The organism is Lysobacter sp. yr284, from assembly GCF_900107375.1.
Lineage (GTDB): Bacteria > Pseudomonadota > Gammaproteobacteria > Xanthomonadales > Xanthomonadaceae > Lysobacter.
The window spans coordinates 751406-775854 of the sequence record NZ_FNPT01000001.1; the positions used below are offsets into that span (position 1 = coordinate 751406).

Here is a 24449-nt window from a genome sequence, read left to right on the forward strand (position 1 = left end):
GGCGACGCGGCGCTCAATCGAGCCGCTGCAGGTAGTCGGCCAGTTCGCGGTCGTTCGCCTCCCAGCGATCGCCGCGCAACTGCACCATCGCGATCAGGCCGAGCAGTTCCACCGGGTTTTCGGCCTGGAACGCGTCCTCGCCCTTGCGCGCGACCAGCCAGCCGGGCCAGTCGGGATGGCGCTCGAGCGCATAGCCCAGCTGCTGTATCGCCGCGCTCGCAGGCGCCAAGACGTTGCCGGCCATCGCCACGCGCATATCGACCTCGCAAGAGCTTCAAACCGCTGGCCCGTCCGGCGCCAGCGCGCGGACGGCCTCAGAACTCCGGATCCCAATCGACGGTCACCCGCCGGGCATCGAAGTCCACCGACACTACGTACTGCGGAATCACGAACGGAATCATGCGCTCGCGTTCGTCGTCGCGCGCCACCAGCACGTCGTTGGCGCCGGTGGCGAACAAATGGCTGACCTTGCCCAGGTCGACGCCCTGGGTGGTGACCACGCCCAGGCCTTCCAGGTCGACCCAGTAGAACTCGCCTTCGCGCGGCGGCGGCAGGGCCGAGCGCGGGACGTAGATTTCGGTGCCGCGCAGCGCCTCGACCGCATCGCGGTCGGTCACGCCCGGCAGGTTGGCGATCAGGTACTTGCCGCTTTCGCGGCCGCGCACGCCCGACAGTTCGCGCTCGCCGCCCTGCGGATCGCGCACGATCCAGGGCTGGTAGCGGAAGATCGCGGCGCGCGGCTCGGTCCAGGACTCGAGCTTGGCTTCGCCGCGAATGCCGAACGCGCCAAGCACCCTGCCCAACAGGATGCGGCGCGGGGATTCGCTCATATGCGAAGAGGGCCGCGCGCTCGGCGCGCGACCCGCCGGCTCAGGCGGCCGGAGCGGCCTTGACGGCCTGCTTGTACAGATCGGCGACCTTGTCGGTCAGCTGGGCGCCGTTGCCGACCCAGTGCTTGATGCGCTCGAGGTTCAGCTCGACGCGCTTCTCGTTGCCGGCGGCGACCGGGTTGTAGAAACCGACGCGCTCGATGTTGCGGCCGTCGCGGGCGCTGCGGCTGTCGGTAACGATGATGTGGTAGAACGGACGCTTCTTGGCGCCGCCACGGGTCAGGCGAATCTTGACCATGAGGGTTGCTTTCCTGTGTTGCCCAGCCGTCGGAATGACGGGGTAAGCCGCCGATTATAGCCAATCGGTCGCCTCAGGCAAACCCGCGGCCTGGACCGGGCCGCCGCCGGCCGGTCCGCCCGCTCCCGCGGCGAATCGACCCGGGCCGTCCCCGGGCGGCATTGCGCCCGGTTTCGGCCCGCGATCGCCGGGCCTCCCTGCCCGCCCTCCTCGCCCCGGCCCGCGCCAGCGAGCCATCGGCGGGACGGCGCCGTCCTGGCGCCGCCCCTGCGGCCGGATCGCCCCCGACGCCGGCCGCGACTTGCCTCACCTGAACGGCCGGCTCAGCGCTTGTAGCGCAGGCTGCCGCGCAAGGCGGTCGATCCGGCCTCGCAGCGCTGCTCGAAATCGGCCGACAGGCCGGTGACCAGGCGCGTGAGCGGGTCCACTTCGACCGCCTTGATCGCGATCGAACCGGCGACCCGGTTGCAGCCGCGGCCGTTGCCGGCGAAGTCGAAGCCGAAGCTGTTGGCGTCGCCGAAGCGGCTGATCGGATAGGTGCCGACGCCCAGGGTCTGGCCGGTCGGCGGACGCAGGATCGCCGACCACGAGTCGCGCTGGCCCGAGACGCTGTAGATCAGGTAGCCGTCGTTGCCGGACACGGCGAAGGTGCTGGTGTCGCCGGCGTAGTCCTTGCGCAGGCCGCGGCCGATGTAGTCGCCGGCGTCGCTGTCCAGCGCCAGCGACAGCGGCGGCGCGTTGTAGCGCAGCTTCGCCGTCAGCAGCGGCGCGTTCTCGCGTTCGCAGCGCTGCAGGCCGGTGGCTTCCAGCGCGGTCACCGCGTCGTCGGCGCCGAACTCGATCTGCTGGATGTAGACCGAGCCCCAGGCGTTGCCGCAGCCGCGGCCGTTGCCGTCGATGTCGATGCCCGGCGAGCGGCCGGTGCGGAACGCGGAGCGTTCGGCGAAGTAGTAGCGGCCCGGCTGCAGGCGCTGGCCGCGCGGCGCGCTGAGCTCGATCCGCCAGTTGTCGCTGCCCCTGCTCACGCTCATCTGCAGCGCCTGCGCATTGCCGCTGACGGCGATGTTCGCGTCGGCGCCGGTGTACGTCCTGGACTGGCCCTGTCCGATGTAGTCGCCGGTTTCGCTGGCGAAGGAATACGAGGTCTCGGCCAGGGCCGAGGGTGCGGCGGCGAGGCCGGCGATGGCCAGCGCGAGCGCGCCGCACATCGTCGAAAGTCGGGTCATCGAGCGATCTCCATGATCGGTTGCGGCCGTGCGGATGCGCGGCCGGTCCTTGCTGGGGTCAGGCGTATCGAGCGCGGGCGCCGCCGCATCGCGCTCGCTGCGATGCGATGCGACGGCGCGTTGCCCGATGCGCTTGCCGTGGTGCGGTGAAAGTCTGGCGCGCGGGCATCTCGCGCGAAGAGAACGGCGCGGGCCTTCGGTCGGCGATGCGCGGGAAGCTCGCGTCGCGATGCGCGCGACGGGAGGCTTGCGTGGAGCGATCCGGCGTGGGCGCTGCGCGCCGCGCGTCGTGTCGCGGCGGACGCGGCGGCCAAGGAATCGACGGTGGCGTCGTCGTTGTAGTGGCGCGGCGCGGCTTGCGCCGCTCCTACACGAGGCGGTACGGGGCTGCGCGGGAGCCTAAACGACGACGGCGGCCCGCAGGCCGCCGTCGTGGCGCGAATCGCAGCGCAGCGCGTGCGGTCAGCGGAACGGCAGGCCGCCGCGGCCGCCGCCGCCCATCATCCCGCGCATGCCGCGCATCAAGCCCTTCATGCCGCCGCCGGAGAGCTTGCTCATCATCTTCTCCATCTGCTGGTACTGCTTCATCAGCTTGTTGACGTCGGCCGGGGTCAGGCCGGCGCCCTTGGCGATGCGCGCGCGGCGCGAGCCGTTGAGCAGGCCCGGGTTGCGCCGCTCCTTCTTGGTCATCGAGTTGATGATCGCGACCATCCGCGGCACTTCCTTGCCGGTGATCTGGCTCTTGACGTTGTCCGGGATCTGGCCCATGCCCGGCAGCTTGTCCATGAGCCCGCTCAGGCCGCCCATGTTCTGCATCTGCTCGAGTTGGTCCTTCATGTCGTTGAGGTCGAACTTCTTGCCCTTGGCGACCTTCTCGGCGAGCTTCTGCGCCTTGTCCTTGTCGACCTGCTGCTCGACCTGCTCGACCAGCGACAGCACGTCGCCCATGTCGAGGATGCGGCTGGCGACGCGGTCGGGGTGGAACACGTCCAGGCCGTCGGGCTTCTCGCCCACGCCGATGAACTTGATCGGCTTGCCGGTGATGTAGCGCACCGACAGCGCGGCGCCGCCGCGGGCGTCGCCGTCGGTCTTGGTCAGCACCACGCCGGTCAGCGGCAGCGCTTCGCTGAAGGCCTTGGCCGTGGTCGCGGCGTCCTGGCCGGTCATCGAGTCGACCACGAACAGGGTTTCCACCGGCGCGACCGCGGCGTGCAGCGCCTTGATCTCGCTCATCATCGCCTCGTCGATGGCGAGGCGGCCGGCGGTGTCGACCAGCAGCACGTCGACGAAGGACTTGCGCGCATCGACGATGGCCGCGCGCACGATCTCTTCGGGCTTCTGCGACGCGGACGAGGGGAAGAACAACACGTCGACCTGCTCGGCCAACTGCTTGAGCTGCTCGATCGCCGCCGGGCGGTAGATGTCGGCGGAGACCACCATCACCTTCTTCTTGCGCCGTTCCTTCAGGTGCTTGGCGAGCTTGCCGACCGTGGTGGTCTTGCCCGCGCCCTGCAGGCCGGCCATCAGGATCACCGCCGGCGCCGGCACGTTGAGGTTGAGGTCGGCGGCCTGCGAACCCATCACCGCGGTCAGCTCGTCGCGCACGACCTTGATCAGGGCCTGGCCCGGGGTCAGCGACTTGATCACTTCCTGGCCGACCGCGCGCACCTTGATGCGCTCGATCAGGGCCTGCACCACCGGCAGGGCGACGTCGGCCTCCAACAGGGCGATGCGCACCTCGCGGGTGGCTTCGCGGATGTTTTCCTCGGTCAGGCGGCCGCGGCCGCGCAGGCGCTCGATGGTGCCGGAGAGGCGTTGGGTCAGGGATTCGAACATGGCGCTTACCTGGAATGCGGGGCCGGCGCGGCCGGGAACGGGCCCGCGCGCCTTGCCGAACGGGGCAGGACAACAGAGGGCGGGCAGTATAGGCCATCCCCACCGCCGTCTCGTCCTGGCGGTCGCGCGCGGGCGCCGCTGGGTTCCGCCGTTGCGCGGCGGCACTGCGCTCGGCGGCGCCGGGCGTCGTCGCGGCCTCCGCGCTTCTGCACGCCGCCGTCCCGCCGGAACCGTCCGCCGCCGGCGGCCGCGGCGTTCCGCCCCGCTGCGCGCGCCGTTTGCCGCTACGGATCGCCGCAGCGCTATGCCACACTGCGTCGATGACAATCGTTCTCATCGCCATCGCCCTGTACCTGAGCGCGACCGGTCTGCTGGTCTCGGCGGTGCGCCGCGACGGCGGCCGCGGCGCGCGCGGCTGGCTGCTGCCGGCCAACCTGGCGGTGCTGCTGCACGGACTGGCCCACCTGATGGCCTGGCGCGGCGCCGGCGGCGCCGACCTGCACTTCTTCGCCGCGCTGTCGCTGGTCGGGCTGGGGATGTCGATCCTGACCGCCATCGTCGGCGCGGCCGGGCGCATGGCCGCGCTGGGCGTGGTGGTGTTCCCGCTGTCGGCGCTGATGCTGCTGGCCTACCAGCTCTACGGCCACGTCCAGCACCCCGAGCCGCTGGACTGGCGCCTGCAGCTGCACGCGTGGATGGCGCTGCTGGCCTACGCCACCCTGGCGGTGGCGGCGCTGTTCGCGATGATGCTGTGGCTGCAGGAACGCGCGCTGCGCCGGCGCGAGTTCCACGGCTGGCTGCGCGCGCTGCCGCCGCTGGTCGAGCTGGAAAGCCTGCTGTTCCGCACCATCGCGGTCGGCTTCGTCCTGCTCACCGCGACCTTGCTGACCGGCGTGCTGTTCGTGGAGAACCTGCTGGCCCAGCACCTGGTGCACAAGACCGTGCTCAGCGTGCTGTCGTGGCTGGCCTTCGGCGGGCTGCTGCTGGGGCGCTGGCGCTACGGCTGGCGCGGCGTGGTCGCGGTGCGCTGGACCCTGGCGGCGATGGCGCTGCTGGTGCTGGCGTTCTTCGGCAGCAAGTTCGTGCTGGAACTGGTGTTGCGGCGGGTCTGACCGGCGCGGATCGAATCGGGGGCGGCCGGCCCGGCCGGCGCAAGGAAGGCACGATGCTCGACTGGATCAAGTCGCTGTCGAACCGCAGCGAATTCGTCGGCGTGCTGGCCCTGGCCTTCGGCTGGCCGATCTGCCAGAGCCTGAGCATGGCGCTGTCGCCGCAAGCGCTGACTGCGGTGTTCGACAACGCCAGCCTGAGCGGGCTGATGGGCACGCAACTGGCGACGGTGGCGATCATCGGCGCCTTCTTGCGCGTGCGCGGCTGGACCTGGGCGCGGCTCGGGCCCGCGCCGGGCTGGCGCGACCTGCCGCAGGGGCTGGGGCTCGCCGCCGCGACCTTGATCGGGTTCTCGCTGCTCCACGCCGCAGCCGCGTTGATCGGGCTGTTGCCGGTCGACGCCGACGATTCTGTGCGCGTCGCGCCCGACCTGGACTGGCGGCTGATGCTCGCCGCCTCGGCCGTGAACGGATTCTTCGAGGAAGCCCTGGTCTGCGGCTACCTGGTCTCGGCCCTGCGCGAGCGGCCGTCGATGTGGACCGCGATCCACCTGAGCACCGCGATCCGCGCCAGTTACCACCTCTATCAGGGCGAGGCCGGCGCGATCATGGTGCCGATGGGCCTGGCCTTCGCCTGGCTGTACTCGGTCAGCGGCCGGCTATGGCCGCTGGTGGTGGCGCACATCGCGCTGGACGCGCTGGCGCTGTTCTCGCGCTGACCCCCTGGCGCCGGGCGCCATCGGCCCGCTGCCCGCCCGCCGGGCCCGCGCCGTTCGTCGCCGGCTTGGCCGTCTTTGGCCTGTTGCGGCGCACCAAATCGTCCCGGGCAGCGTGCGGTGAGTATTCGACCGCCTGCGTCACAGTCGCGCCCTCCGGATAAACATCATTATTTATCAATAACTTACAAAATAAGATCGAGGCGAAGCGTATTAAGCACGCTCGGTCGGTACTTGCTGAACGGGGCTATTGTCAGCTCAATATTTGCATTGACAACTATTGCGCGGGCGAGCACTATGCCGCGCCATGACGACCCCGACCCCCACCCAGCCCTGCTCCACCTCCAACCTCGGCCTGCTGTTCCGCCAAGTGCGCGACGCGATGTGGGCGCAGATGGAGCGCGAGCTGGCCCAGGCAGGCCACGATCTGACCTTCAGCCAGTTCATCACCCTCAAGGAGTTGGCCATCGGCACCGCCGGGGTCACCGAACTGGCGCGAGCGGCCCAGCTCAATCCGGGCGCCATGACCCGCCTGCTCGACAAGCTCGAGAGCCGCGGCCTGGTCGCGCGCGTCGCCGATCCCGACGACCGCCGGGCGCTGAACATCCACCTGACCGAAGCCGGCGCCGCGATCTGGGCCGACATCGACCAGTGCGGCCGCCGCGTGCGCGAGCGCGCGATGGCCGGGCTCAGCGATTCCGACCGCGAACAGCTCTACCGCCTGCTCGAACAGGTCCGCGACAACCTCTCCCTCTCCGGTTCCTGAGCCATGTCCGCCCACGACCCTCGCCCGCGCCGCGGGCTGCTTTACGTGCTCACGCCGCTGGCCGCGGCGCTGATACTCGCCGGTTGCGCCAGCACCCGCGGCCTGCAGCCCTCGGGCCGCGCGCTCGACGCCGACAGCCTCGACGCCAAGCGCAGCCTCGCCGTCGCCGACCTGTCCGCCGCCGCGTTCCCGCAGCGCGACTGGTGGACCGCGTTCGGCGACGCGCAACTCGACCGCCTCATCGACGAAGCCCTGGCCGGTTCGCCGAGCCTGGACGCGGCCGACGCGCGCGTGCGCCAGGCGGTGGCCCAGGCCGGCCTCGCCGACGCGGCGCGCAAGCCGACCCTCGGCGGCAGCGCCCAGTACTCCGGCGCGCACCTGCCCGAAACGCTGGCGCCGGACCCGATCGGCGGCAAGTACCTCGGCGCCGACGTGCTGATGCTGAGCTTCAAGTATTCGCCCGACCTGTGGGGCGGCAAGCGCGCGCGCTGGCAGGCCGCGCTGGGCCAGTCGCGCGCGGCCGAAGTCGAAGCCCAGGCCGCGCGCCTGACCCTGTCGTCGAACATCGCCCGCAGCTACGTTTCGCTGGCCCAGGCCTTCGAGGCCCAGGACGTGGCCAAGTCGGAGAAAAAGCGCTCGGACCAGTTGCTCGGTCTCGGCCAGCAGCGGGTCAAGGCCGGCCTCGACAACCAACTGCAGATCCGCAACGCGCAGAGCGCCAGCGCCAGCGCCGACCAGCAGATCCAGGCCGCGCAGCAGCAGATCGACGCCGCCCGCAACGCGCTCGCCGCGCTGCTGGGCAAGGGCCCGGACCGCGGCCTGGACATCGCCCGCCCGACCCTGCTGGCCGGCAACGCCGCCGGCGTGCCCGACGTGCTGCCGAGCGAACTGCTCGGCCATCGCCCGGACGTGGTCGCCGCGCGCTGGCGCGTGGAAGCCTCCTCGCACGGGATCAAGGCCGCCAAGGCCGACTTCTACCCGACCGTGAACCTCAGCGCGATCGTCGGCCTGGCCACCGCGCATCTGTCGGACCTGTTCACCAGCCAGGCGCGCCTGTACCAGGGCGGCCCGGCGATCAGCATGCCGATCTTCGACGGCGGCCGGCTGCGCAACGAACTGGCCGGCAGCGACGCCGACTACGACCTGGCCGTGGCCAACTACAACCAGAGCCTGATCGGCGCGCTGCGCGAAGTCGCCGACGCGGTGCAGTCCTCGCGTTCGCTCGACGGCCAGTTGGCCTCGGCGCAGCAGGCGCGCGACGCCGCGCAACAGGCCTGGCAGATCGCCAGCAGCCGCTACCGCGCCGGCCTGGGCACCCAGATCGACGTGCTGACCGCGCAACGCCCGCTGCTGCAGCTCGACCAGCAACTGGCCACGCTGCGCGCGCAGCGCCTGGCCGCGCGGATCGACCTGGATCGCGCGCTCGGCGGCGGCCTGCAGTTGAGCCCGCCCGACCCGGTGGCCGCGACGGTCCCCGACGCATCTTCCGATAACAACGCTATTGCCAAGGCCCCCACGCCATGACGACCGAAATCAATCCCAATGCCGCCGCGGCGGCGCCGGCCGCGCCGCCGAAGAACGGCAAGCGCCGCAAGGCGCTGCTGATCCTGTTCACCGTGGTCGCGGTCGCCGCGGTCGCCTGGACCCTGTACTACATGCTGGTGCTGCGCTGGCACCAGGACACCGACGATGCCTACGTGCAGGGCAACGTCGTCAACATCACCCCGCAGGTGCAGGGCACCGTGGTCAGCATCGGCGCCGACGACGGCATGAAGGTCGCCGCCGGCCAGGTGCTGGTGCAGCTCGATCCCAACGACGCCCAGGTCGCCTACGACCAGTCGGTGGCCAACCTCGCCAACACCGTGCGCCAGGTGCGCGGTCTGTTCAGCGCGGTCGACGCCGGCCAGGCCGACCTGTCGGCGCGCGAAGTGGCGGTGCAGAAGGCCCGCGCCGACGTCAAGCGGCGCGAAGGCCTGGTCGCCAGCGGCGCGGTCTCGGCCGAGGAACTGGCCCACGCCCGCGACGAACTGGCTTCGGCCGAAGCGGGGCTGTCGTCCTCGCGCGGCACCCTGGCGCGCAACCGCGCGCTGGTCGACGCCACCACCATCGCCCGCCAGCCGCAGGTCGCCGCGGCCGCCGCGCAGCTGCGCCAGGCCTATCTGAACCTGCAGCGCTCGGCCATCGTCGCGCCGGTCAACGGCTACGTCGGCAAGCGCAACGTGCAGCTGGGCCAGCGCGTCGCGCCGGGCACGGCGCTGATGACGATCATCCCGCTCAACGAAGTGTGGGTGGACGCCAACTTCAAGGAAACCCAGCTGGCCAACATGCGCATCGGCCAGCCGGTCGAACTGCATTCGGACCTGTACGGCTCCGACGTGCGCTACGACGGCAAGGTCGTGAGCCTGGGCCTGGGCACCGGCAGCGCGTTCTCGCTGCTGCCGGCGCAGAACGCCAGCGGCAACTGGATCAAGATCATCCAGCGCGTGCCGGTGCGCATCGAGATCGAGCCCAAGCAACTGGCCGAACACCCGCTGCGCCTGGGCCTGAGCATGCACGTCGACGTCGGCATCCGCGACCGCAACGGCGCGGTGCTGGCCTCCGCGCCGCCGGCCAAGCCGGTGCTGAGCACCGACGCCTACGCCAAGCAGCTGCACGACGCCGACGCGATGATCGACAAGATCGTGCGCGAGAACCTGCCGGGCGTGCAGCACGGCTGAGCATGGAAGCGGCCGGACGCGCACTGCGCGCGTCCGGCCGCATTGCGGCGCGGGCCGCGTTCGCATCGGCCGATGTCCCATCCCCCCGCATCGGGATCGAAACGAACGCGTTCCGCCGCCGCAAGGCGCAGGCGAGCACCTCCCCCACGTCGTTCTCGCCTGCGCTTCCTTTTTATTGCGAACGAACCGATCCGTGCGATTCGTGCACGGTTGCGTCGCCGCAAACCTCCAGCGCCGTCATTCCGGCGGAAGCCGGAACGACGCGGCGGAAGGATCGGCCTGTACCGATCGCGCACGCCACCGCACTACCCCGATTCGCGGCCCCGCGCCCCCACGCGGCCCGTCCTGAGCGATCAGGCCCCCGACTCAACAGGCACGTTCCATGTCCGCCACCACCGCCAACGCTGGACCCGCCGGCCCCGCCGCGCCCGCGCAGCCGCAAGCCGCCTTCAAGCCGCCGAACATGGCGCTGACCACGCTGGGCCTGGCCCTGGCGTCGTTCATGCAGGTGCTCGACACCACCATCGCCAACGTCTCGCTGCCGACCATCTCCGGCAACCTCGGCGGCAGCGCCAACCAGGCCACCTGGGTCATCACCTCGTTCGCCGTCAGCAACGCCATCGCGCTGCCGCTGACCGGTTTCTTCACGCGCAAGTTCGGCGAACGCAAGCTGTTCATGTGGGCGACGCTGCTGTTCGTGATCGCGTCCTTCCTGTGCGGCCTGGCCAACAGCATGGGCCTGCTGGTGGCCGCGCGCGCGCTGCAGGGCTTCGTCGCCGGGCCGATGTATCCGGTCACCCAGGCGCTGCTGATCTCGATCTATCCACCGCACAAACGCGGACAGGCCATCGCGCTGCTGGCGATGGTGACCGTGGTCGCGCCGATCGCCGGGCCGATCCTCGGCGGCTGGATCACCGACAACTACAGTTGGGAGTGGATCTTCTTCATCAACGTGCCGATCGGCATCTTCGCCAGCATCGTGGTCGGCAACCAGTTGCGCGGCCGCCCGGAGCGGCTGGACAACCCGAAGATGGACTACATGGGCCTGGCGATGCTGGTGATCGGCGTGGCCGCGCTGCAGATCATGCTCGACCTGGGCAACGACGAGGACTGGTTCAACTCCACCACCATCGTCGTGCTGACCATCGTCGCGGTGATCGCGCTGGCGGTGTTCGTGATCTGGGAACTGACCGAGCGCGACCCGATCGTCAACCTGCGCCTGTTCCGCCACCGCAACTTCGCCAGCGGCACCGCCGCGATGGTGCTGGCCTACTCGGCGTTCTTCGCCATCGGCCTGCTGGTGCCGCTGTGGCTGCAACGCAACCTGGGCTACACCTCGATCTGGGCGGGCCTGGCGACCGCGCCGATCGGCATCCTGCCGGTGCTGCTGACGCCGTTCGTGGGCCTGTACGCGGCGCGCTTCGACCTGCGCTGGGTCGCCACCGGCGCGTTCATCGTCATGGCCGCGACCAGCTTCGTGCGCTCGGGCTTCAACCTCGACGTGGACTTCCACCACGTCGCCCTGGTGCAGTTGTGGCAGGGCCTGGGCGTGGCGCTGTTCTTCATGCCGGTGCTGACGATCCTGCTGTCGGACCTGGAGCCGCACGAGATCGCCGCGGGCTCGGGCCTGGCGACGTTCGTCAGAACCCTCGGCGGCAGCTTCGCCGCCTCGCTGACCACCTGGGCCTGGAACCAGCGCAGCACCATCCACCACGCCCAGCTGACCGAACACATCGGCGCCTACGACCCGCAGATCCAGCAGACCGTGGACCAGCTCGGCCGCGGCGACCCGACCCGCGGGGCGCTGGCGTTGAACCAGATGATCTCGCAGCAGGCCGCGCAGATCGGCTTCAACGAGATGCTGTACCTGATCGGCATCCTGTTCGTGGTGGTGACCGCGTTCGTGTGGATGGCCAAGCCGCCGTTCACGGCCAAGATGGGCGGCGGCGCCGCGGCGGCCGGCGGGCACTGAGGCCCGGACATCGTCGGATGCATCGAACAGGCCGGGGCGACCCGGCCTGTTTCGTTTGCCTCGCGGCTGCGGTGCCGCGGTCGCGGCTTGCGCCGCGGCTACAGGCAGGCCATGCGGTAGCCCGACGCGCGGCGCGATCCGACTGTAGGAGCTGCGCGAGCTGCAACCGCGAAACATGGCTTGCCTCGCAGCTGCGGTGTCGCGGTCGCGGCTTGCGCCGCTCCTACCGGGGCTTCGGGGTCATGCGTCGATGCGGGCGGCGGCGCGCTCGGTGGCGAAGCTTTCGCCGGCTTCGCACGGGGCCGCGGCGTGCTTGCGCACGAAGCGGCGGCGGGCTTCGTGGTAGCTGCGGTCGCCGCCGAAGAAATTGCGGTACATGTGCGCCAGTTCTTCCGCGCCGTAGCTCTCCAGCGGCTTGCGCCGCTCGTCTTCGTTGCGGCGGCGGCGCTTGAGCGCCAGCGCCTTGCGGCAGGCGCCGGGTTCGGCCAGGCGTTCGGCGCGCTGCTCGACATGGGCGAGGAAGTCGGCGCCGCCGGCGCCGAAGGCGGCGTCGATCAGGCCGATGCGCTCGGCCGCGGGCGCGCCGATCGGGCGCAGGCCTTCGGTCAGTTCCTGGGCCGCGGTCTCGCCGACCCGGCGCGGCAGCAGGTAGGTCCAGTATTCCGAACCGTACAGCCCGCCCATGCCTTTGTAGTGCGGGTTCATGACCACCCCGCGCCGCGCCCAGACCTCATCGGCGGCCAGCGCCAGGATCACCCCGCCGGCGCCGGCGTTGCCCTGCATCGCCGCGACCACCCGGTGCGAGTCGGTCAGCACGATCTCGCGCACCAGCGCATTCATCGCCAGGATGTTGCGCCACGATTCCAGCGCCGGGTCGGCGGCCGCCTCGATGGCGTTGAGGTGGATGCCGTTGGACCAGATGTCGTCGCCGCCCATCAGCACGATCGCCCGGGTCGGGCGCTGGCGCGCGTGCAGGAACGCGGTGCGCAGGCGGTCGCACTGCTGGGTCGACATCGCGCCGTTGTAGAAATCGAAATGCAGGTAGCCGACCGCGCCGGCTTCGCGGTAACGGATCTGGCGATAGCCGTGGTCGCGCCGCCCCGCCACCGAGGTGACCGGCTTGAGCGCGCGCGCCGGCACTCCGCGCAGGCGCGCCTCGCCCAACACCTGGGTCGCCGGCAGCTTGATCCCGTCCTTCTCGCGCAGGTGGCTCAACCACAGCGCGCCGTCGGCGCTGGCGACGCACACCGCGCCTTCGCGGCGCCCGAGCAGTTCGCCGGGACGGCCGCGCAGCGAGGGCTCGACGTGGGCGCCGAACACCTGGCAGCGCAGCCCGGCGATCTCGCCGCGCGCGCCCGGCGCGCTGTCGCCGCAGCGCACCCGCGCCAGCAGCGCGGCGTTGTCCATCGCCCAGTCCAGCGCGCGGTCGCCCGGGCGCATGCTCGGGCGCAGCCGCCCGCGCACCGCCGGGTCGGCGTAGTCCAGCGGCTGCGGCGCGAAGCCGCCGGCTTCGAAGCGCTCCACCGCCTGCAGCAAGGCGCGGACCGCCGCGTCGGTGACTTCGTGGCGGTAGAGCTGGCTCTTGGACGCGCCGCGCACGGCGAAGCCGGCGCTGGCCCAGATGTCGCCGGCGTCCATCTCGGCCGCGGCCTGCAGCACGGTGACGCCCCAGTCGTGTTCGCCTTCCAGGATCGCCCAGTCCAGCGAGGACGGGCCGCGGTCGCCGACGATGCCGGGGTGCACGATCAGGCAGGTATGGCGGCTCCAGATATCGTCGGGGATCGCCGACTTGAGCATCGGCGCGACGATCAGTTGCGGCCGCTCGCGCGCCACCGCCGCACGCATGCTGTCCGGGTCGGACGCCACCTGCACCGCGACCGCGTGCCCCAGCTCGGTCAGCTCGGCCCAGGCGCGTTGCGCCAGCCCATTGAACGCAGTGCATAGAAACACGATGCGCAGCGACATGGTCCATCCCCCTGTCACGACGAAGGCTCGAATGTGTGCCAATGCGTGTTCATAAACATGAGCAAAGATCACAAATTCCTGCTGCATCGCAGCGGCCTTGCGTTTCTTCGACGCGCATCGCCGTTCCACCAGAAAAGCGTCGCGAAAGCGCCGATCAGTGGCCGACGCCGGCGCCGGACCGCGTTCGCCCCAGCCGTCGCGCCCGCACCGCGACCGGCCGTCCCCGCGTCGGCCGAACACCGCTCACGACGAGCGTTCGTCCAACCGCACAAGGAGAGATCGATGTTCAAACACGCCCGCCGCACCGTCGTCGCCACCGCGTTCTGCTTCGGCCTGGCGTTCTCGCTCGGCGCCTTCGCCCAGGACGAGTGCCAGGCCTGCATCGACGATTGTTATGTGCAGTACGAGGAGTGCCTCAACACCGGCATGTTCTGCAAGCCCGCGTTGAACCGCTGCACCGCGGCCTGCGGCTGCCAGGTCTGAGCGCAGCGCCGCCGCGGACGGCCCGGGCGGATGCGAACGTCCGCCCGGGCCGGATTCGGGATTCGGGATTCGGGATTCGGGATTCGGGATTCGGGATTCGGGATTCGGGATTCGGAATCATCGAAAGCGGCGCGGCCGCTGCGCCGCACCGGCGCAAAACCCATGCCGCAGCGCAGCGCAGAGCGCGCCCGCAACGCAGGCCTGCGCCGAGGCCCGCGCCGCAAAGCGGCCCATGCGCAGGAATTCCGCAACCGGCATCACATCCACGATGCCAAGCCGAGATGGAATGCGTGCGCAGCGGTGCTATAACTTCAGCGCGCCCACAGACGGGCACAGGGAGGAACATGATGTTCGCCACCGCTCGACGCCGCGCATCCGCGGCCTATCTCGCCGGCTTCGCGTTCTGCTTCGGCCTGGCTTTCTCGCTCAGCGCTTCCGCCGTCGGCTGCTCGGACTGCTGGGACCGCTGCTTCGCCGAGCGCCGCGAATGCCGCCAGGCCGGCAACCCTTCCGCGCAGTGCCAGGAAAACTTCCAGGACTGCGGCAACGGCTGCGGCTGCCCGATTCCCTGATTCCATTCGCAGCACGACCCGACGGCCGTCGCGGCTCCCCCGCGGCGGCGGCGCGGTCGCGCCTGCGCGTACCCCCGCAACCACCGACCGATCCAGGAGGGATCATGTTGCAACGCATGCGTAATCGTCTGGCCCTGCTCGCCACCGTCGCCGCTTTCGGCTTCGGCCTCGCCTTCTCCGTTACCGCCGCACCGGAAACCTGCCAGCAATGCCTGGCCCGCTGCGATCAGATGCGCGCCAACTGCACCACCGCCGCCTGCGTGCACGAGGCGAAGATGTGCGCGATCCGCGACTGCCGCAGCGCCTGCACCAACTGATCGCAAGCGCCGCGCGGCCTGCGCCCCCGGGCGCTGGCCGCGCAAAGCTTTGCCGCAGCGCAGCGTAACGCGCGCGACCGGCGCCGCCGTCCCCGCCGTGGGCGGCGGCGGCGCCTGTCGGAATCGACAGGGCTCACGCCTTTTCCGCCACCCGCATCACATCCGCCGCGGCGTCGGGACGTGGAACGCGTGCGGCGCGGTGATATAACGCCACAGCGCCCACCCACGGGCACAAGGAGGAACAGCGATGCCGACCGCCGTCTTGCGCCGCGCACCCGCGGCCCGTCGCCTCGCCGGCCTGGCGTTCTGCTTCGGCCTGGCCTTCTCGCTGAGCGCGTTCGCCGGGCTGACCCCGGAGCAGTGCGCGCTGTGCTGGGACGACTGCAACGCGCGCGCGCAGCTGTGCCGCGAAGACGGCGGCACGCCCGCGCAGTGCGGCCGCGAACGCCTGCGCTGCGTCAACGCCTGCGGCTGCCGCGCCTGAGGCCGCGTCGCGGCGCCGGCGGGTTTGCGACTCCCGCGCCCGTTTCCCATCGCGGCATCCGCCGCACACCACCACCACGATCCACCGAGGACAAGGAATGAATTTCAAGTCGATCCTGACCACCATCCTGGTCGTCGCCCTGGCCCTGGGCCTGGGCGTTGGCGCCGGTTACCTGGTCCGCAACACCGGACTGCTCGGCGGCGGCGGCAAGGGCGTGGAGATCGTCCAGGGCGACTACTCGGCCATCTACGCCAAGGCCGGCGGCGACATCGTGCTGTACTCGCTGTCGACCTGCCCGTTCTGCCACAAGGCCAAGGAACTGCTGGACAAGCACAACGTGCGCTATGTGGAGCGGGTGATCGACAAGGACGAAGCCGCGCGCAAGGAAGCCGACGGGCTCAAGATCAACAGCGTGCCGGTGATCTACATCGGCGACCAGAGCATGCGCGGTTACGACGAGGCCAAGCTGGCCGAGCTGATCGACAAGCACGGCAAGAAGGCCTGAGCCCCGAACCGGCAGCGGCGATGGCCGCTGCCGGCTGCGCCCGGCGCCCGGGCCGACGGCTTACGGCGCCGGCCGCAGGCGTTTGACGAAAAACGCGTCGCTCGCGTTGTAGTGCTTGACGCCCAGGTAGAGCGCGCCGTCGCCGGATGGGACCAGCGCGACCGTCGCGGTGTTGTCCGAGCTCGGTTGTGCGAACGGCGCAGCCCACCACTGCGCGCCGGTCGCCGGCGAGTAAGCGATCGCCGCCGGGAAGTACTTGCCGTCGGCGCCGGCCGCCCAACCGGCCACCTGCACCCCCGCCGCGCCCAGGACGATGGCGTAGGCGCTTTCCTTGACCGCCCACGGCGACTGGCTGATCGCGCGCCACACTTCGCTGCCGTCGACCCCGGAATACTTGACCGTCGCCATCCGCCAGTCGGCCGCGGGCGTGTTCCACCAACTGGCGCCGGCGACGTAGATATCGTCGTTGGCGTCGATCGCCAGGGCCTTGGGCTGGTCGGCGCGCGAGATTCCCGCGTCGAAGCGCGCGACCCAGCGCTGCGCGCCGGTGGCGCCGTCGTACTTGATCGTGGCGAAGTCCTGGAACCGCTCGCCGAAGGAATCGCCGGTCACCACCGGATCGCCCTGGCTGTTGACGGCGATGTCGAGGCCGAAGTGCGCCACCGACCGCCCCCACAGCATCGGCGCGTACAGCGCGACCCACTGCTGCGCGCCGGTAGCGCCGTCGTACTTGACGGTCGCGAAGTGGCTGAACTGCGAGCTGCCCGACGCGCCGGTGACGAAGACGTTGCCGTGGCGGTCCAGGGCCACGGCGGCCGGCTCGTCGGATTCGTTGACGATCCGCCCGTAAGTGCTGGCCCACAGCTGCTGGCCGTCGCTGCCGCGGTACTTGACCGTGGCGTAATCCGTGCCGATCTGGCGCTTGAGCGCGGTGCCGATCACCACCACGTCGCCGGCCGCGTCGATCGCCAGCGCGGCGCCGAACCCGCCCTCCACGTCGCGCCAGCGCCGCTCCCACAACGGGCGGCCGTCGGCGCCGGAAAACTTGATGGTCAGGAAGGTCGGCCAGCCGCCCTGCGACGAGGCGCCGGTCACCACCGGATCGCCGTTGGGATCGACCGCCACCGCGTAAGCGTAGTCGAAGCGCCGCTCAGGCCCGTTGTTGCTGGCCTGCCAGAGCAGTTCGCCGCTGGGCGAGAGCTTGTTGACGGTCCACACCGTGGCCGGGCCGAGCGGCCGGTAGCCGACGATGTAGACGTTGCCGGCGGCGTCGCTGGCCATGGCGTTGCGCTCCACCGGATCGCAGCACGAGCTGTGCCGGTTGGTGCTGCCGTCCAGGCGCGGCGAGGTCCATTCCACGACCGGCGATTGCGCCTGGGCCGCGCCGGCGACGGCGATGAGCGCGGCGGATACTGCGATGCGGGAGTTCATGCGTGCGTCCTTTGCGATGAGGTGTCGAAGCGACGTAAGCGTCGCCGCACCAGTATCGCCACGGCGCCTGCGCGAACTGCGAACGCAGGCGCGGAACCTCGATGCCGCGGCGGCGCGCGAACGCGAACGGGCGCGGACGGGCGACGCGCGCCAGGCGCGCGCGCATCGCCGGCGCCGGCGCGGCTCAGATCGCGTCGATGGCCTCGGCCAGCCGCTCCACCGCGACCACTTCCATCTCCCCGACCCGGCCGCCGCGCGGCGCGTTGCCCTTGGGCACGATCGCGCGCTTGAAGCCGTGGGTGGCGGCCTCCTTCAAACGATCCTCGCCGTTGGGCACCGGCCGGATCTCGCCGGACAGGCCGACCTCGCCGAAGGCCACGGTCTGCTCGGCCAGCGACTGGTCGCGCAGCGAGGACAGCACCGCCAGCAGCAGCGGCAGGTCGACCGCGGTTTCCTGCACGCGGATGCCGCCGACCACGTTGACGAACACGTCCTGGTCGCCGACCGCGATGCCGCCGTGGCGGTGCAGCACCGCCAGCAGCATCGCCAGGCGGTTCTGCTCCATGCCGACCGCGACCCGGCGCGGGTTCGACAGCGGCGAGGAATCCACCAGCGCCTGCACTTCCACCAGCAGCGGGCGGGTGCCTTCGCGGGTCACCATCACGCAGCTGCCGGGCTGCGGGCTGCGGCTGCCGGACAGGAAGATCGCCGACGGGTTGGGCACTTCGCGCAGGCCCTTGTCGCTCATCGCGAACACGCCCAGTTCGTTGACCGCGCCGAAACGGTTCTTGAACGCGCGCAGCACCCGGAAACGGCTGCCGCTTTCGCCTTCGAAGTACAGCACCGCGTCGACCATGTGCTCGAGCACGCGCGGGCCGGCGATGCCGCCTTCCTTGGTGACATGGCCGACCAGGAACACCGAGGTGCCGGTTTCCTTGGCGTAGCGCACCAGCCGCGCCGCGCTCTCGCGCACCTGGCTGACCGAACCGGGCGCGGCGCCGAGCTGTTCGGTCCACAGGGTCTGGACCGAGTCGGCGACGATCAGCGCCGGCTTCATCTTCGAGGCGTGTTCGAGCACGCGCTCGACGCAGGTCTCGGCCAGCGCGTGCACGCCGTCGAGCGGCAGGCCCAGGCGCGCGCCGCGGCCGGCGACCTGCGACAGCGACTCCTCGCCGGTGACGTACAGCCCCGGCAAGGTCTGGGCCATGCGGGTGATCGCCTGCAGCAGCAAGGTGGACTTGCCGATGCCCGGATCGCCGCCGACCAGCACCACCGCGCCGTGCACCAGGCCGCCGCCGAGCACCCGGTCGAACTCGCCGATGCCGGTGGTGACGCGCGATTCTTCCTGGTGGGTGACGTCCTTGAGCGCGGTCACCACCGGCGCGTCGGCGCGCCCGGCCCAACTGGTGCGGCGGCTGGCGGCGAGGTTGGGCGCGCCGCCCTTGACCGCCGGCTCGACCACGAACTCGCTGAGCGTGTTCCAGGCCCCGCATTCGCCGCACTGGCCCTGCCACTTGTTGTAGTCGGCGCCGCACTCGGAACAGACATAGGCGGTGCGCGCCTTGGACGCGGCGGACTTGGCGGGGGCTTTGGACATGGCGGACGGCGACTGCGCGGGTAAAGCGGCACTTTAGCCGCTGATCGTCGCAGCGTGCGAGACGCGGCGCGGCGGGTTGCTGCGCGCGGTGCGGGTGCGGGTGCGAACGTGCGGGTGGGCTGCGGAGGGGTTCGCGGCGGGTGGGCGGTTCGCGGTCGCGGCTTGCGCCGCTCCTACAAGGGGCGGCGGATCGATCCGGGCGAGCGGTAGGAGCGGCGCAAGCCGCGACCGCGCCACCGCGCTACGGTGCCGGCCTCGTCAAACGGTGCTCCTGCGCACGCGCCGCGTTCCCGCCGCGCGAACCGCGCTCAGGCCGCCATCGGCCGATGCTGCTCGGGATAGATCGCCGGCAGGTTGTGCTGCGGGATCGCCAGCAGGCCGCTGACATCGGTCGAGGCGACGATGCTGTAGCCGCGCGCGTCGATGTCGTTGCCGATCGCGCGCCAGTCGAGCTTGGGCATGGCCAGGCCGGTGTCGATGGTCCAGCCGAAGCGCAGGGCGCCGAGCGCGCGCATCTCGTCCAGCGGCAGCCAGCTGTCGGACGGTGCGACCACATACCCCTCGTTGTCGCCTACCACGAATACGTCTACGCGCATTTTCGTCACTGCCTTGTCTGCCTGTGTCGCGGGCCGGCGCATGGTGTCCATCGGGGCGATAAAAAAGAGTGAAGAAGAAATGGTCGATTGGTAAAGACCGCGGCGGCGAGCAGTTTGAGTTCACCTTCTATGCAAGCCGATGACAGCCGCCGGTCCGGATCGGCGACGGCCGCCCTGCCGCATTCAGGATGCCGCGCGGGCGTCGCAGGGGCCGCGACCGGCGCCCGTCGCCGACCGGCGGCGCGACGTTGCCGGGTGAGACGCGACTGAGCTTCAATACTGCGCAACGGCGCCACGCCAATGGCATGGTCTTGCCGCCTACGGGCCGCGCAGGGGAGTTCCTGCGGCCCGCAGGCGAGCGCAGGCGCGACGCCGTCCGCGCCAGCTCCCGGTCCCACCCCGTCCGTGCGACAAGAACGCCGCCGGTGCGCGCCGCGCGCCGGCGATCCGGTTGCCCACGCTGTAAGCACGTTGTCCGCAAGCGACTCGCTCTCACCCGGCACGCCCTCGACATCCCGCTCCCACACGTCATTTTCTAAGGAAGGAAACGACATGCCCTTTTCATCGCAATCCCCATCCGGTCGCTGGACCTGGTGCGGCGCCGCCGCGGCGCTGGGCCTGGCCGCCGCCGCGACCGCGCTGCACATCGGCACCGCCGACGCAGCGCTGCAAGCGCTGCCGCCCGAACTGGCGCGCAGCCTCGCGCTGCATCCGCGCGAAGCGCGCACGCAGCTGCCCGACGGCAGCTGGCTGGTGCTCGAACGCGACGGCAGCGCGCTCAAGCGGGTCGAAGACCGCGCCGGCGGCCGCACCCTGCGGCGCTGGCCGCTGGCTTCGCCGCGCCGCTACGCCAGCCTGAGCCTGCTGCCGAGCGGCCGCGCGCTGCTGTGGGGCGGCGTCGACGCGCAGCATCGCCTGCAAGCCGGCGGGCTGTGGTTCGATCCGGCCGCCGCCGCGCTGACGCCGGCCACCGAGGTGCCGCTGTCGCCGCGCGCCGGCCACGCCGCCAGCGTGCTCAGCGACGGCCGCTTGCTGGTCACCGGCGGCTGGACCGCCGCCGCCGATGCCGGCGCGCGCGCCGAAACCTGGGACGAACGCGACCCGCGCGCCGCCGTCGCGGCGGCGGCGCCGGCGCGGCTGGGCCATCGCGCCCGGGTCGAAGCCGACGGCCGTGTGCGCCTGTTCGACGGCCTGGATGGGCAAGGCCGCGCGCAGGCGCAGGACCAGTTCTACGATCCCGCGCGCGGCGCCGCCCGCGCCGCGGCGAGCGCGCCGGCGGCCGCGGCCGCGCCGCGCCTGAGCGCGTCCTCGCCGCGCGATGGCCAGACCGCCGTCGCCACCGACGCGCGCCTGTCGCTGCGCTTCAGCGAACCGCTGCGCGCCGGCGAACTCAACGCCGCCAGCGTCACCCTGCTCGGCCCCGGCGGCTACGCCGCGGTGCAGGTGACCCCGGCCGAAGCCGGCCGCCTGCTGTTCGTGACGCCGCGCCAGCGCCTGCAGGCGAATGCCGAGTACTCGCTGCTGGTCGACGGCGCGCACGCGCGCAACGGCCTGCCGCTGACGCCGACCGTGGTCGATTTCGCCACCGGCGCGGCGCGCGCCGACGCCGCGACCGGCGACGCCGCCGCCGGCAAAAACCCGCCCCAACCCGGCCAGCGCACCGCGCAGGCCAAGCCGGTCCGCGCAACGGCGGCCGCGCCCGCAGCGGCCGCGCCCGCAGCGCGACCGGCCGCGTCCGCTGCCGCGCGCAACGCCACGCCCGCCAAGCCCCAGCGCGACAGCGCGCGCACGGCGCTGGCCGCGGCGGACGTCGTCGTCGACGGCGCGTCCGTGTCGGTGCAGACCGACAACGCCGAGGAAGCGGTCGAATTCGGCTTCGACATCGCCCAGGCCGGCGACTACGGCCTGGGCCTGTCCGGATTCGCCACGCCCGGTTCCACCGCGGCCGCGACGCTGACCGTGCAAGCCAGCGCCGGCACCGTGGCGACCCTGGCCTGCGCGGCCGCCGACGACGGCTGCGGCGCCAACCTGCCGGCGCTCGCGCCGGGGCGCTACACCGCGCGGGTGCAGCCGCCGTCCGGCGCGACGCTGCGCTTCGCCGCGACCCTCAGCCGCGACCTGTCCGCCGGCCTGTTCCCGGGCTACGGCCGTCCCATCGCCCTCACCCGCCGCGGCCGCGACGCCTCGGTGGACCTCGCCGTCCCCGGCGCCAGCCATCTGCAGGTCAGCGCGCAGAGCACCCAGCCGGCCGCGCGCGAGGTGCGCTACACGCTGTACGCGGACGACGGCACGCTGCTGCAGAGCCTCGCCGTCGCCGGCGCCCACGAGGTGATCGACCTGGCCACGCCGGAACGCGGCACCTACCGCCTGCGCATCGACCCGGCCTACGGCGCGACCTACGCCGCCACGCTCTCCATCGGCTACGGCGCCGCCAACGTGTTGGTCGCCGACGGCCCGGTCCGCGACTTCGTCTCCGAGCCCGGCGTGCCGGTGCGGATGCAGTTCGTGCTGGAAAGCGGTCGCCCGCTCGGCCTGGGCATCGGCAATCTCAGCATCGCCGGCAGCGGTCAGCCGGCCACGCTGCAGTTGTACAAGCCCGACGGCAGCTCGGCGCTCACGCCGAAGTCGTGCCTGCCGGCCAACGGCGGCTGCGACCAGGCGCTGGCGGTGTACGCCAGCTACCTGCCGCCCGGCGTCTACACCGCCGCGCTCACGCCGCCGGCCAACGGCACCGCGCGATTCAGCGCCGCGCTGAGCAGCGAACGCACGGCCGACATCGCCCTGGGCGGCAGCGCCAGCCTGAGCCTGGACCGCTACGGCCGCAACGGCCGCTTCGCCTTCGATCTCGCCGCCGGACAGGTGTTGCAGTTGAACGTCTCGCCCGACACGGTGCCGGCGCAGCGCCCGGTCGGCTACAGCCTGGTCGGTCCTGACGGCGCAACTGTTTTCGTCAAGCCGCCGGCGGTCGGCGCGCAGTCGCTGGTCGCCGCCGCGACCAAGGCCGGGCGCTACGCCTGGGTGGTGGACCCGCAGCAAGGCGAGCTGGCGACCGTGAACGCCACCCTGACCCAGGCCAGCGGCTCCACCGCGATCGGCGCCGAGCCGGTGTCGCTGTCCACCCAGGCCTCCGGCGCGCGCGCGAGCTTCAGCTTCGCCAATCCGCAACGCAGCGACCTGGGCATCGGCATCGCCGACCTGCAGCTCGTCGGCGGCGCGTCCTACGCCGACGTCACGGTACGCAACTCGCGCAACGCGCTCATCGCCAGCGAGCAATGCCACGCCGACGCCGCGCGCGGCGGCTGCGACATCGACCTGCGCGATCTCGCCGCCGACGTGTACACGGTCGAACTCGTCCCGCACGACGGCCAGGGCCTGCTGAGCCTGCGCGCGGCGGTCAGCGAGGACCTGGTGCTGCCGCTGTCGCGCGCGCAGCCGGTCGACCTGCAAATCGCCCGGATCGGCCAGAACGCGACCCTGGAGTACGACGCCGGCGCCGGCGAGAACCTCAACGTCGCCATCACCGGCCAGCTCACCGGCCCGGCCGGTCGCTTCGTGCGCTACGGCCTGCAGGCCCCGCCCGGCTACGAGATCGCCAACAACTCGGTCGGCGCCAACGGCAGCGGCGGCATGAGCCGGGAGAACGTCGCCGCCGGCCGCTACCGCGTGCGCATCGATCCCGAGTACGGCGCGACGGTGTCCGCGCGCGTGGCGATGATCGACGACTTCGCCGACGAACTCGTCGTCGACGGCGCGCCCCGGCAGATCGCCACCCAGCTGAGCGACCAGAGCGTGCGGCTGTCGTTCCAGGTCGAACCCGGCGCCCGCCTCGGCCTGGGCATGGATCAGTTGAGCGGCATGCAGCCGTTCCCGCTCGACCTGACCCTGTCGGCCGCCGACGGCCGCGTGGTGTGGACCGACCTGTGCCGCGAGATGGACAAGAGCTGCGCGTTCAATCTCGACGGACTGCCCGGCGGCCGCTACACGCTCAAGGTCGATCCGCCCAGCCAACAGGGGCCGTACGGCTTCCGCGCGACGCTGAGCTCGGATCTGGAACTGCCGCTGACGCTGGGCCAGACGCTGGCGCTGCAGCAGGACCGCTGGGGCCGCAACGTGCGCCTGCGCTTCCATGCCGAACCCGGCGACGATCTCTACCTCGCCGTCGCCGACGTGACCCGGCTGTCGCCGCCGCCCGGATCGGACCGGCGCGACATCCAGTACACCCTGCGCGGCCCCGACGGCGAGACGATCCGCAGCGATTCCGACGACGACGGCCTGTCGATGCGCATCTCCGAGCTGACCCAGAGCGGCGACTACACCCTGACCATCGACCCGCCGCTGGGCGACGCGCTGGGCGCCAACGTCTGGCTCGGCCGCAACCAGCCGCTCGGCGAACTGGCGATCGACGGCGATGCCGCGGTGTTCGCCTCGCCGCTGCCCGGCGCGCCGATGCGGGTGAGCGTGCAGGCCCCGGCCAACGCCAAGCTGCGCTTCGGCATCGCCCCGGACGGGCCGGTGCCGGCGCGCGGTTTCATCGTCAACGGCCTGCGCTGTTATTTCGGCGACAACGACGCGCCCGGCTGCGCCTACGGCATGCAGACCACCGAGGCCGGCCGCTATGAGATCAGCGTGTACCAGGACTACCTGGTCCCGCCGACCCAGTTCCGCGTGCGCGCGATCGTCAGCACCACCTACGAGGCCGCCCTGCAGCTGGGCGTGCCGCAACCGCTGAACCTGCGCAGCGGCCAGAACGCCTTGCTGAGTCTCCACGGCACCGCCGGGCAACGCCTGCGGCTGACGGTGTCGGGACAGGCCACGCTGCCCGCCGGTTACAAGGCGTACTACAGCCTGCGCCGGCCCGGCGAACGCCTGCCCGACTTCAGCGCCGTCGCCGACGCGGCGGCCGGCACCTGGGAGCTCCCGCCGCTGCTGGCGACCGGCGACTACGTGCTGGAAGCCACCGCGATCGGCTGGCCCGGCCTGCAGACCACGGTGCTGCTGGAGCCGACGACGCCCTGAGCCCCCGCCCGCG

At 71.6% G+C, this 24449-nt stretch carries 21 protein-coding genes; 12 read left to right on the forward strand and 9 right to left on the reverse strand.

The features are described from left to right. Positions 1 to 13 precede the first annotated feature (13 nt). From BLV01_RS03040 to ffh, 5 genes are all read right to left on the reverse strand, one after another. A complete protein-coding gene (locus BLV01_RS03040; protein WP_091793912.1) occupies positions 14 to 256 on the reverse strand; it encodes a hypothetical protein in 243 nt (80 codons plus the stop codon). A 58-nt stretch (positions 257 to 314) separates the two neighbouring features. Continuing rightward, on the reverse strand, positions 315 to 830 hold the full coding sequence (rimM, locus tag BLV01_RS03045) for a ribosome maturation factor RimM (protein WP_091793914.1): 516 nt from the start codon (positions 828 to 830) through the stop codon (positions 315 to 317). Positions 831 to 870: 40 nt separating this feature from the next. After that, complete coding sequence (gene rpsP / locus BLV01_RS03050; RefSeq protein WP_091793916.1) at positions 871 to 1128, reverse strand: 30S ribosomal protein S16; 258 nt, start codon at positions 1126 to 1128, stop codon at positions 871 to 873. Positions 1129 to 1451: 323 nt separating this feature from the next. Further along, on the reverse strand, positions 1452 to 2354 hold the full coding sequence (locus tag BLV01_RS03055) for a hypothetical protein (protein ID WP_139178411.1): 903 nt from the start codon (positions 2352 to 2354) through the stop codon (positions 1452 to 1454). A gap of 462 nt (positions 2355 to 2816) precedes the next feature. Beyond that, positions 2817 to 4190, reverse strand: coding sequence for a signal recognition particle protein (ffh, locus tag BLV01_RS03060; RefSeq protein ID WP_091793920.1), 1374 nt, complete (start codon positions 4188 to 4190; stop codon positions 2817 to 2819). 320 nt (positions 4191 to 4510) lie between these two features. On the opposite strand from ffh, the gene ccsA reads away from it, so the two are divergent. The 6 genes from ccsA to BLV01_RS03090 all read left to right on the forward strand — a co-directional run bounded on the left by ccsA (position 4511) and on the right by BLV01_RS03090 (position 11470). Further along, a complete protein-coding gene (ccsA, locus tag BLV01_RS03065; protein ID WP_091793921.1) occupies positions 4511 to 5302 on the forward strand; it encodes a cytochrome C assembly family protein in 792 nt (263 codons plus the stop codon). Between the two features lie 53 nt (positions 5303 to 5355). Further along, positions 5356 to 6018, forward strand: a complete 663-nt coding sequence (locus tag BLV01_RS03070) for a CPBP family intramembrane glutamic endopeptidase (protein ID WP_091793923.1) — start codon at positions 5356 to 5358, stop codon at positions 6016 to 6018. A gap of 304 nt (positions 6019 to 6322) precedes the next feature. Continuing rightward, positions 6323 to 6781, forward strand: coding sequence for a MarR family winged helix-turn-helix transcriptional regulator (locus tag BLV01_RS03075; RefSeq protein WP_091793925.1), 459 nt, complete (start codon positions 6323 to 6325; stop codon positions 6779 to 6781). A gap of 3 nt (positions 6782 to 6784) precedes the next feature. After that, the gene (locus tag BLV01_RS03080; protein WP_091793927.1) at positions 6785 to 8305 is read left to right on the forward strand and encodes an efflux transporter outer membrane subunit; all 1521 of its coding nucleotides are present in this window, start codon (positions 6785 to 6787) and stop codon (positions 8303 to 8305) included. Further along, the gene (locus tag BLV01_RS03085; protein ID WP_091793929.1) at positions 8302 to 9498 is read left to right on the forward strand and encodes an HlyD/EmrA/EmrK family protein; all 1197 of its coding nucleotides are present in this window, start codon (positions 8302 to 8304) and stop codon (positions 9496 to 9498) included. Before BLV01_RS03080 ends, BLV01_RS03085 begins: the two co-directional genes overlap by 4 nt. 382 nt (positions 9499 to 9880) lie before the next feature. Next, positions 9881 to 11470 (forward strand): DHA2 family efflux MFS transporter permease subunit, encoded by a 1590-nt coding sequence (locus BLV01_RS03090; protein ID WP_091793931.1) that lies wholly within the window; start codon positions 9881 to 9883, stop codon positions 11468 to 11470. A 240-nt stretch (positions 11471 to 11710) separates the two neighbouring features. Here BLV01_RS03090 and BLV01_RS03095 read toward each other — a convergent pair whose 3' ends face one another. After that, positions 11711 to 13435, reverse strand: a complete 1725-nt coding sequence (locus tag BLV01_RS03095) for an enoyl-CoA hydratase-related protein (RefSeq protein WP_217633430.1) — start codon at positions 13433 to 13435, stop codon at positions 11711 to 11713. A 282-nt stretch (positions 13436 to 13717) separates the two neighbouring features. Here BLV01_RS03095 and BLV01_RS03100 point away from each other — a divergent pair, with 282 nt between their 5' ends. The 5 genes from BLV01_RS03100 (at position 13718) to BLV01_RS03120 (ending at position 15796) form a co-directional block, all read left to right on the forward strand. Then, the gene (locus BLV01_RS03100; RefSeq protein WP_091793933.1) at positions 13718 to 13918 is read left to right on the forward strand and encodes a hypothetical protein; all 201 of its coding nucleotides are present in this window, start codon (positions 13718 to 13720) and stop codon (positions 13916 to 13918) included. Between the two features lie 347 nt (positions 13919 to 14265). After that, positions 14266 to 14490, forward strand: a complete 225-nt coding sequence (locus tag BLV01_RS03105) for a hypothetical protein (RefSeq protein WP_139178413.1) — start codon at positions 14266 to 14268, stop codon at positions 14488 to 14490. Positions 14491 to 14594: 104 nt separating this feature from the next. Then, a complete protein-coding gene (locus BLV01_RS03110; protein WP_139178415.1) occupies positions 14595 to 14807 on the forward strand; it encodes a hypothetical protein in 213 nt (70 codons plus the stop codon). A 247-nt stretch (positions 14808 to 15054) separates the two neighbouring features. Continuing rightward, a complete protein-coding gene (locus BLV01_RS03115) occupies positions 15055 to 15291 on the forward strand; it encodes a hypothetical protein (protein WP_091793939.1) in 237 nt (78 codons plus the stop codon). Positions 15292 to 15388: 97 nt separating this feature from the next. Next, complete coding sequence (locus tag BLV01_RS03120) at positions 15389 to 15796, forward strand: glutaredoxin family protein (RefSeq protein ID WP_091793941.1); 408 nt, start codon at positions 15389 to 15391, stop codon at positions 15794 to 15796. Positions 15797 to 15856: 60 nt separating this feature from the next. Here the strand turns inward: BLV01_RS03120 and BLV01_RS03125 are convergent, their stop codons facing one another. From BLV01_RS03125 to BLV01_RS03135, 3 genes are all read right to left on the reverse strand, one after another. After that, positions 15857 to 17227 carry an NHL repeat-containing protein gene (locus tag BLV01_RS03125; protein WP_091793943.1) on the reverse strand — a complete coding sequence of 457 codons (1371 nt, stop codon included), beginning with the start codon at positions 17225 to 17227 and terminating at the stop codon, positions 15857 to 15859. 184 nt (positions 17228 to 17411) lie between these two features. Next, the gene (gene radA, locus BLV01_RS03130; RefSeq protein ID WP_091793945.1) at positions 17412 to 18824 is read right to left on the reverse strand and encodes a DNA repair protein RadA; all 1413 of its coding nucleotides are present in this window, start codon (positions 18822 to 18824) and stop codon (positions 17412 to 17414) included. A 308-nt stretch (positions 18825 to 19132) separates the two neighbouring features. Then, complete coding sequence (locus BLV01_RS03135) at positions 19133 to 19420, reverse strand: hypothetical protein (protein ID WP_123647600.1); 288 nt, start codon at positions 19418 to 19420, stop codon at positions 19133 to 19135. Between the two features lie 552 nt (positions 19421 to 19972). On the opposite strand from BLV01_RS03135, the gene BLV01_RS03140 reads away from it, so the two are divergent. Beyond that, a complete protein-coding gene (locus BLV01_RS03140) occupies positions 19973 to 24436 on the forward strand; it encodes an Ig-like domain-containing domain (protein WP_175485748.1) in 4464 nt (1487 codons plus the stop codon). Positions 24437 to 24449: the final 13 nt, after the last annotated feature.

What these genes read in the sequence shown, in the direction of transcription:
- BLV01_RS03140 (WP_175485748.1), top strand. Translation starts at nt 19,973, where the DNA reads ATGCCCTTTTCATCGCAATCCCCATCCGGTCGCTGGACCTGGTGCGGC.
- BLV01_RS03110 (WP_139178415.1), top strand. Translation starts at nt 14,595, where the DNA reads ATGTTGCAACGCATGCGTAATCGTCTGGCCCTGCTCGCCACCGTCGCC.
- BLV01_RS03055 (WP_139178411.1), bottom strand. Translation starts at nt 2,354, where the DNA reads ATGACCCGACTTTCGACGATGTGCGGCGCGCTCGCGCTGGCCATCGCC.
- rimM (WP_091793914.1), bottom strand. Translation starts at nt 830, where the DNA reads ATGAGCGAATCCCCGCGCCGCATCCTGTTGGGCAGGGTGCTTGGCGCG.
- BLV01_RS03080 (WP_091793927.1), top strand. Translation starts at nt 6,785, where the DNA reads ATGTCCGCCCACGACCCTCGCCCGCGCCGCGGGCTGCTTTACGTGCTC.
- BLV01_RS03115 (WP_091793939.1), top strand. Translation starts at nt 15,055, where the DNA reads ATGCCGACCGCCGTCTTGCGCCGCGCACCCGCGGCCCGTCGCCTCGCC.
- BLV01_RS03135 (WP_123647600.1), bottom strand. Translation starts at nt 19,420, where the DNA reads ATGCGCGTAGACGTATTCGTGGTAGGCGACAACGAGGGGTATGTGGTC.
- ffh (WP_091793920.1), bottom strand. Translation starts at nt 4,190, where the DNA reads ATGTTCGAATCCCTGACCCAACGCCTCTCCGGCACCATCGAGCGCCTG.
- BLV01_RS03070 (WP_091793923.1), top strand. Translation starts at nt 5,356, where the DNA reads ATGCTCGACTGGATCAAGTCGCTGTCGAACCGCAGCGAATTCGTCGGC.
- radA (WP_091793945.1), bottom strand. Translation starts at nt 18,824, where the DNA reads ATGTCCAAAGCCCCCGCCAAGTCCGCCGCGTCCAAGGCGCGCACCGCC.
- BLV01_RS03125 (WP_091793943.1), bottom strand. Translation starts at nt 17,227, where the DNA reads ATGAACTCCCGCATCGCAGTATCCGCCGCGCTCATCGCCGTCGCCGGC.
- BLV01_RS03100 (WP_091793933.1), top strand. Translation starts at nt 13,718, where the DNA reads ATGTTCAAACACGCCCGCCGCACCGTCGTCGCCACCGCGTTCTGCTTC.
- BLV01_RS03040 (WP_091793912.1), bottom strand. Translation starts at nt 256, where the DNA reads ATGCGCGTGGCGATGGCCGGCAACGTCTTGGCGCCTGCGAGCGCGGCG.
- BLV01_RS03075 (WP_091793925.1), top strand. Translation starts at nt 6,323, where the DNA reads ATGACGACCCCGACCCCCACCCAGCCCTGCTCCACCTCCAACCTCGGC.
- BLV01_RS03090 (WP_091793931.1), top strand. Translation starts at nt 9,881, where the DNA reads ATGTCCGCCACCACCGCCAACGCTGGACCCGCCGGCCCCGCCGCGCCC.
- BLV01_RS03085 (WP_091793929.1), top strand. Translation starts at nt 8,302, where the DNA reads ATGACGACCGAAATCAATCCCAATGCCGCCGCGGCGGCGCCGGCCGCG.
- ccsA (WP_091793921.1), top strand. Translation starts at nt 4,511, where the DNA reads ATGACAATCGTTCTCATCGCCATCGCCCTGTACCTGAGCGCGACCGGT.
- BLV01_RS03105 (WP_139178413.1), top strand. Translation starts at nt 14,266, where the DNA reads ATGTTCGCCACCGCTCGACGCCGCGCATCCGCGGCCTATCTCGCCGGC.
- BLV01_RS03095 (WP_217633430.1), bottom strand. Translation starts at nt 13,435, where the DNA reads ATGTCGCTGCGCATCGTGTTTCTATGCACTGCGTTCAATGGGCTGGCG.
- rpsP (WP_091793916.1), bottom strand. Translation starts at nt 1,128, where the DNA reads ATGGTCAAGATTCGCCTGACCCGTGGCGGCGCCAAGAAGCGTCCGTTC.
- BLV01_RS03120 (WP_091793941.1), top strand. Translation starts at nt 15,389, where the DNA reads ATGAATTTCAAGTCGATCCTGACCACCATCCTGGTCGTCGCCCTGGCC.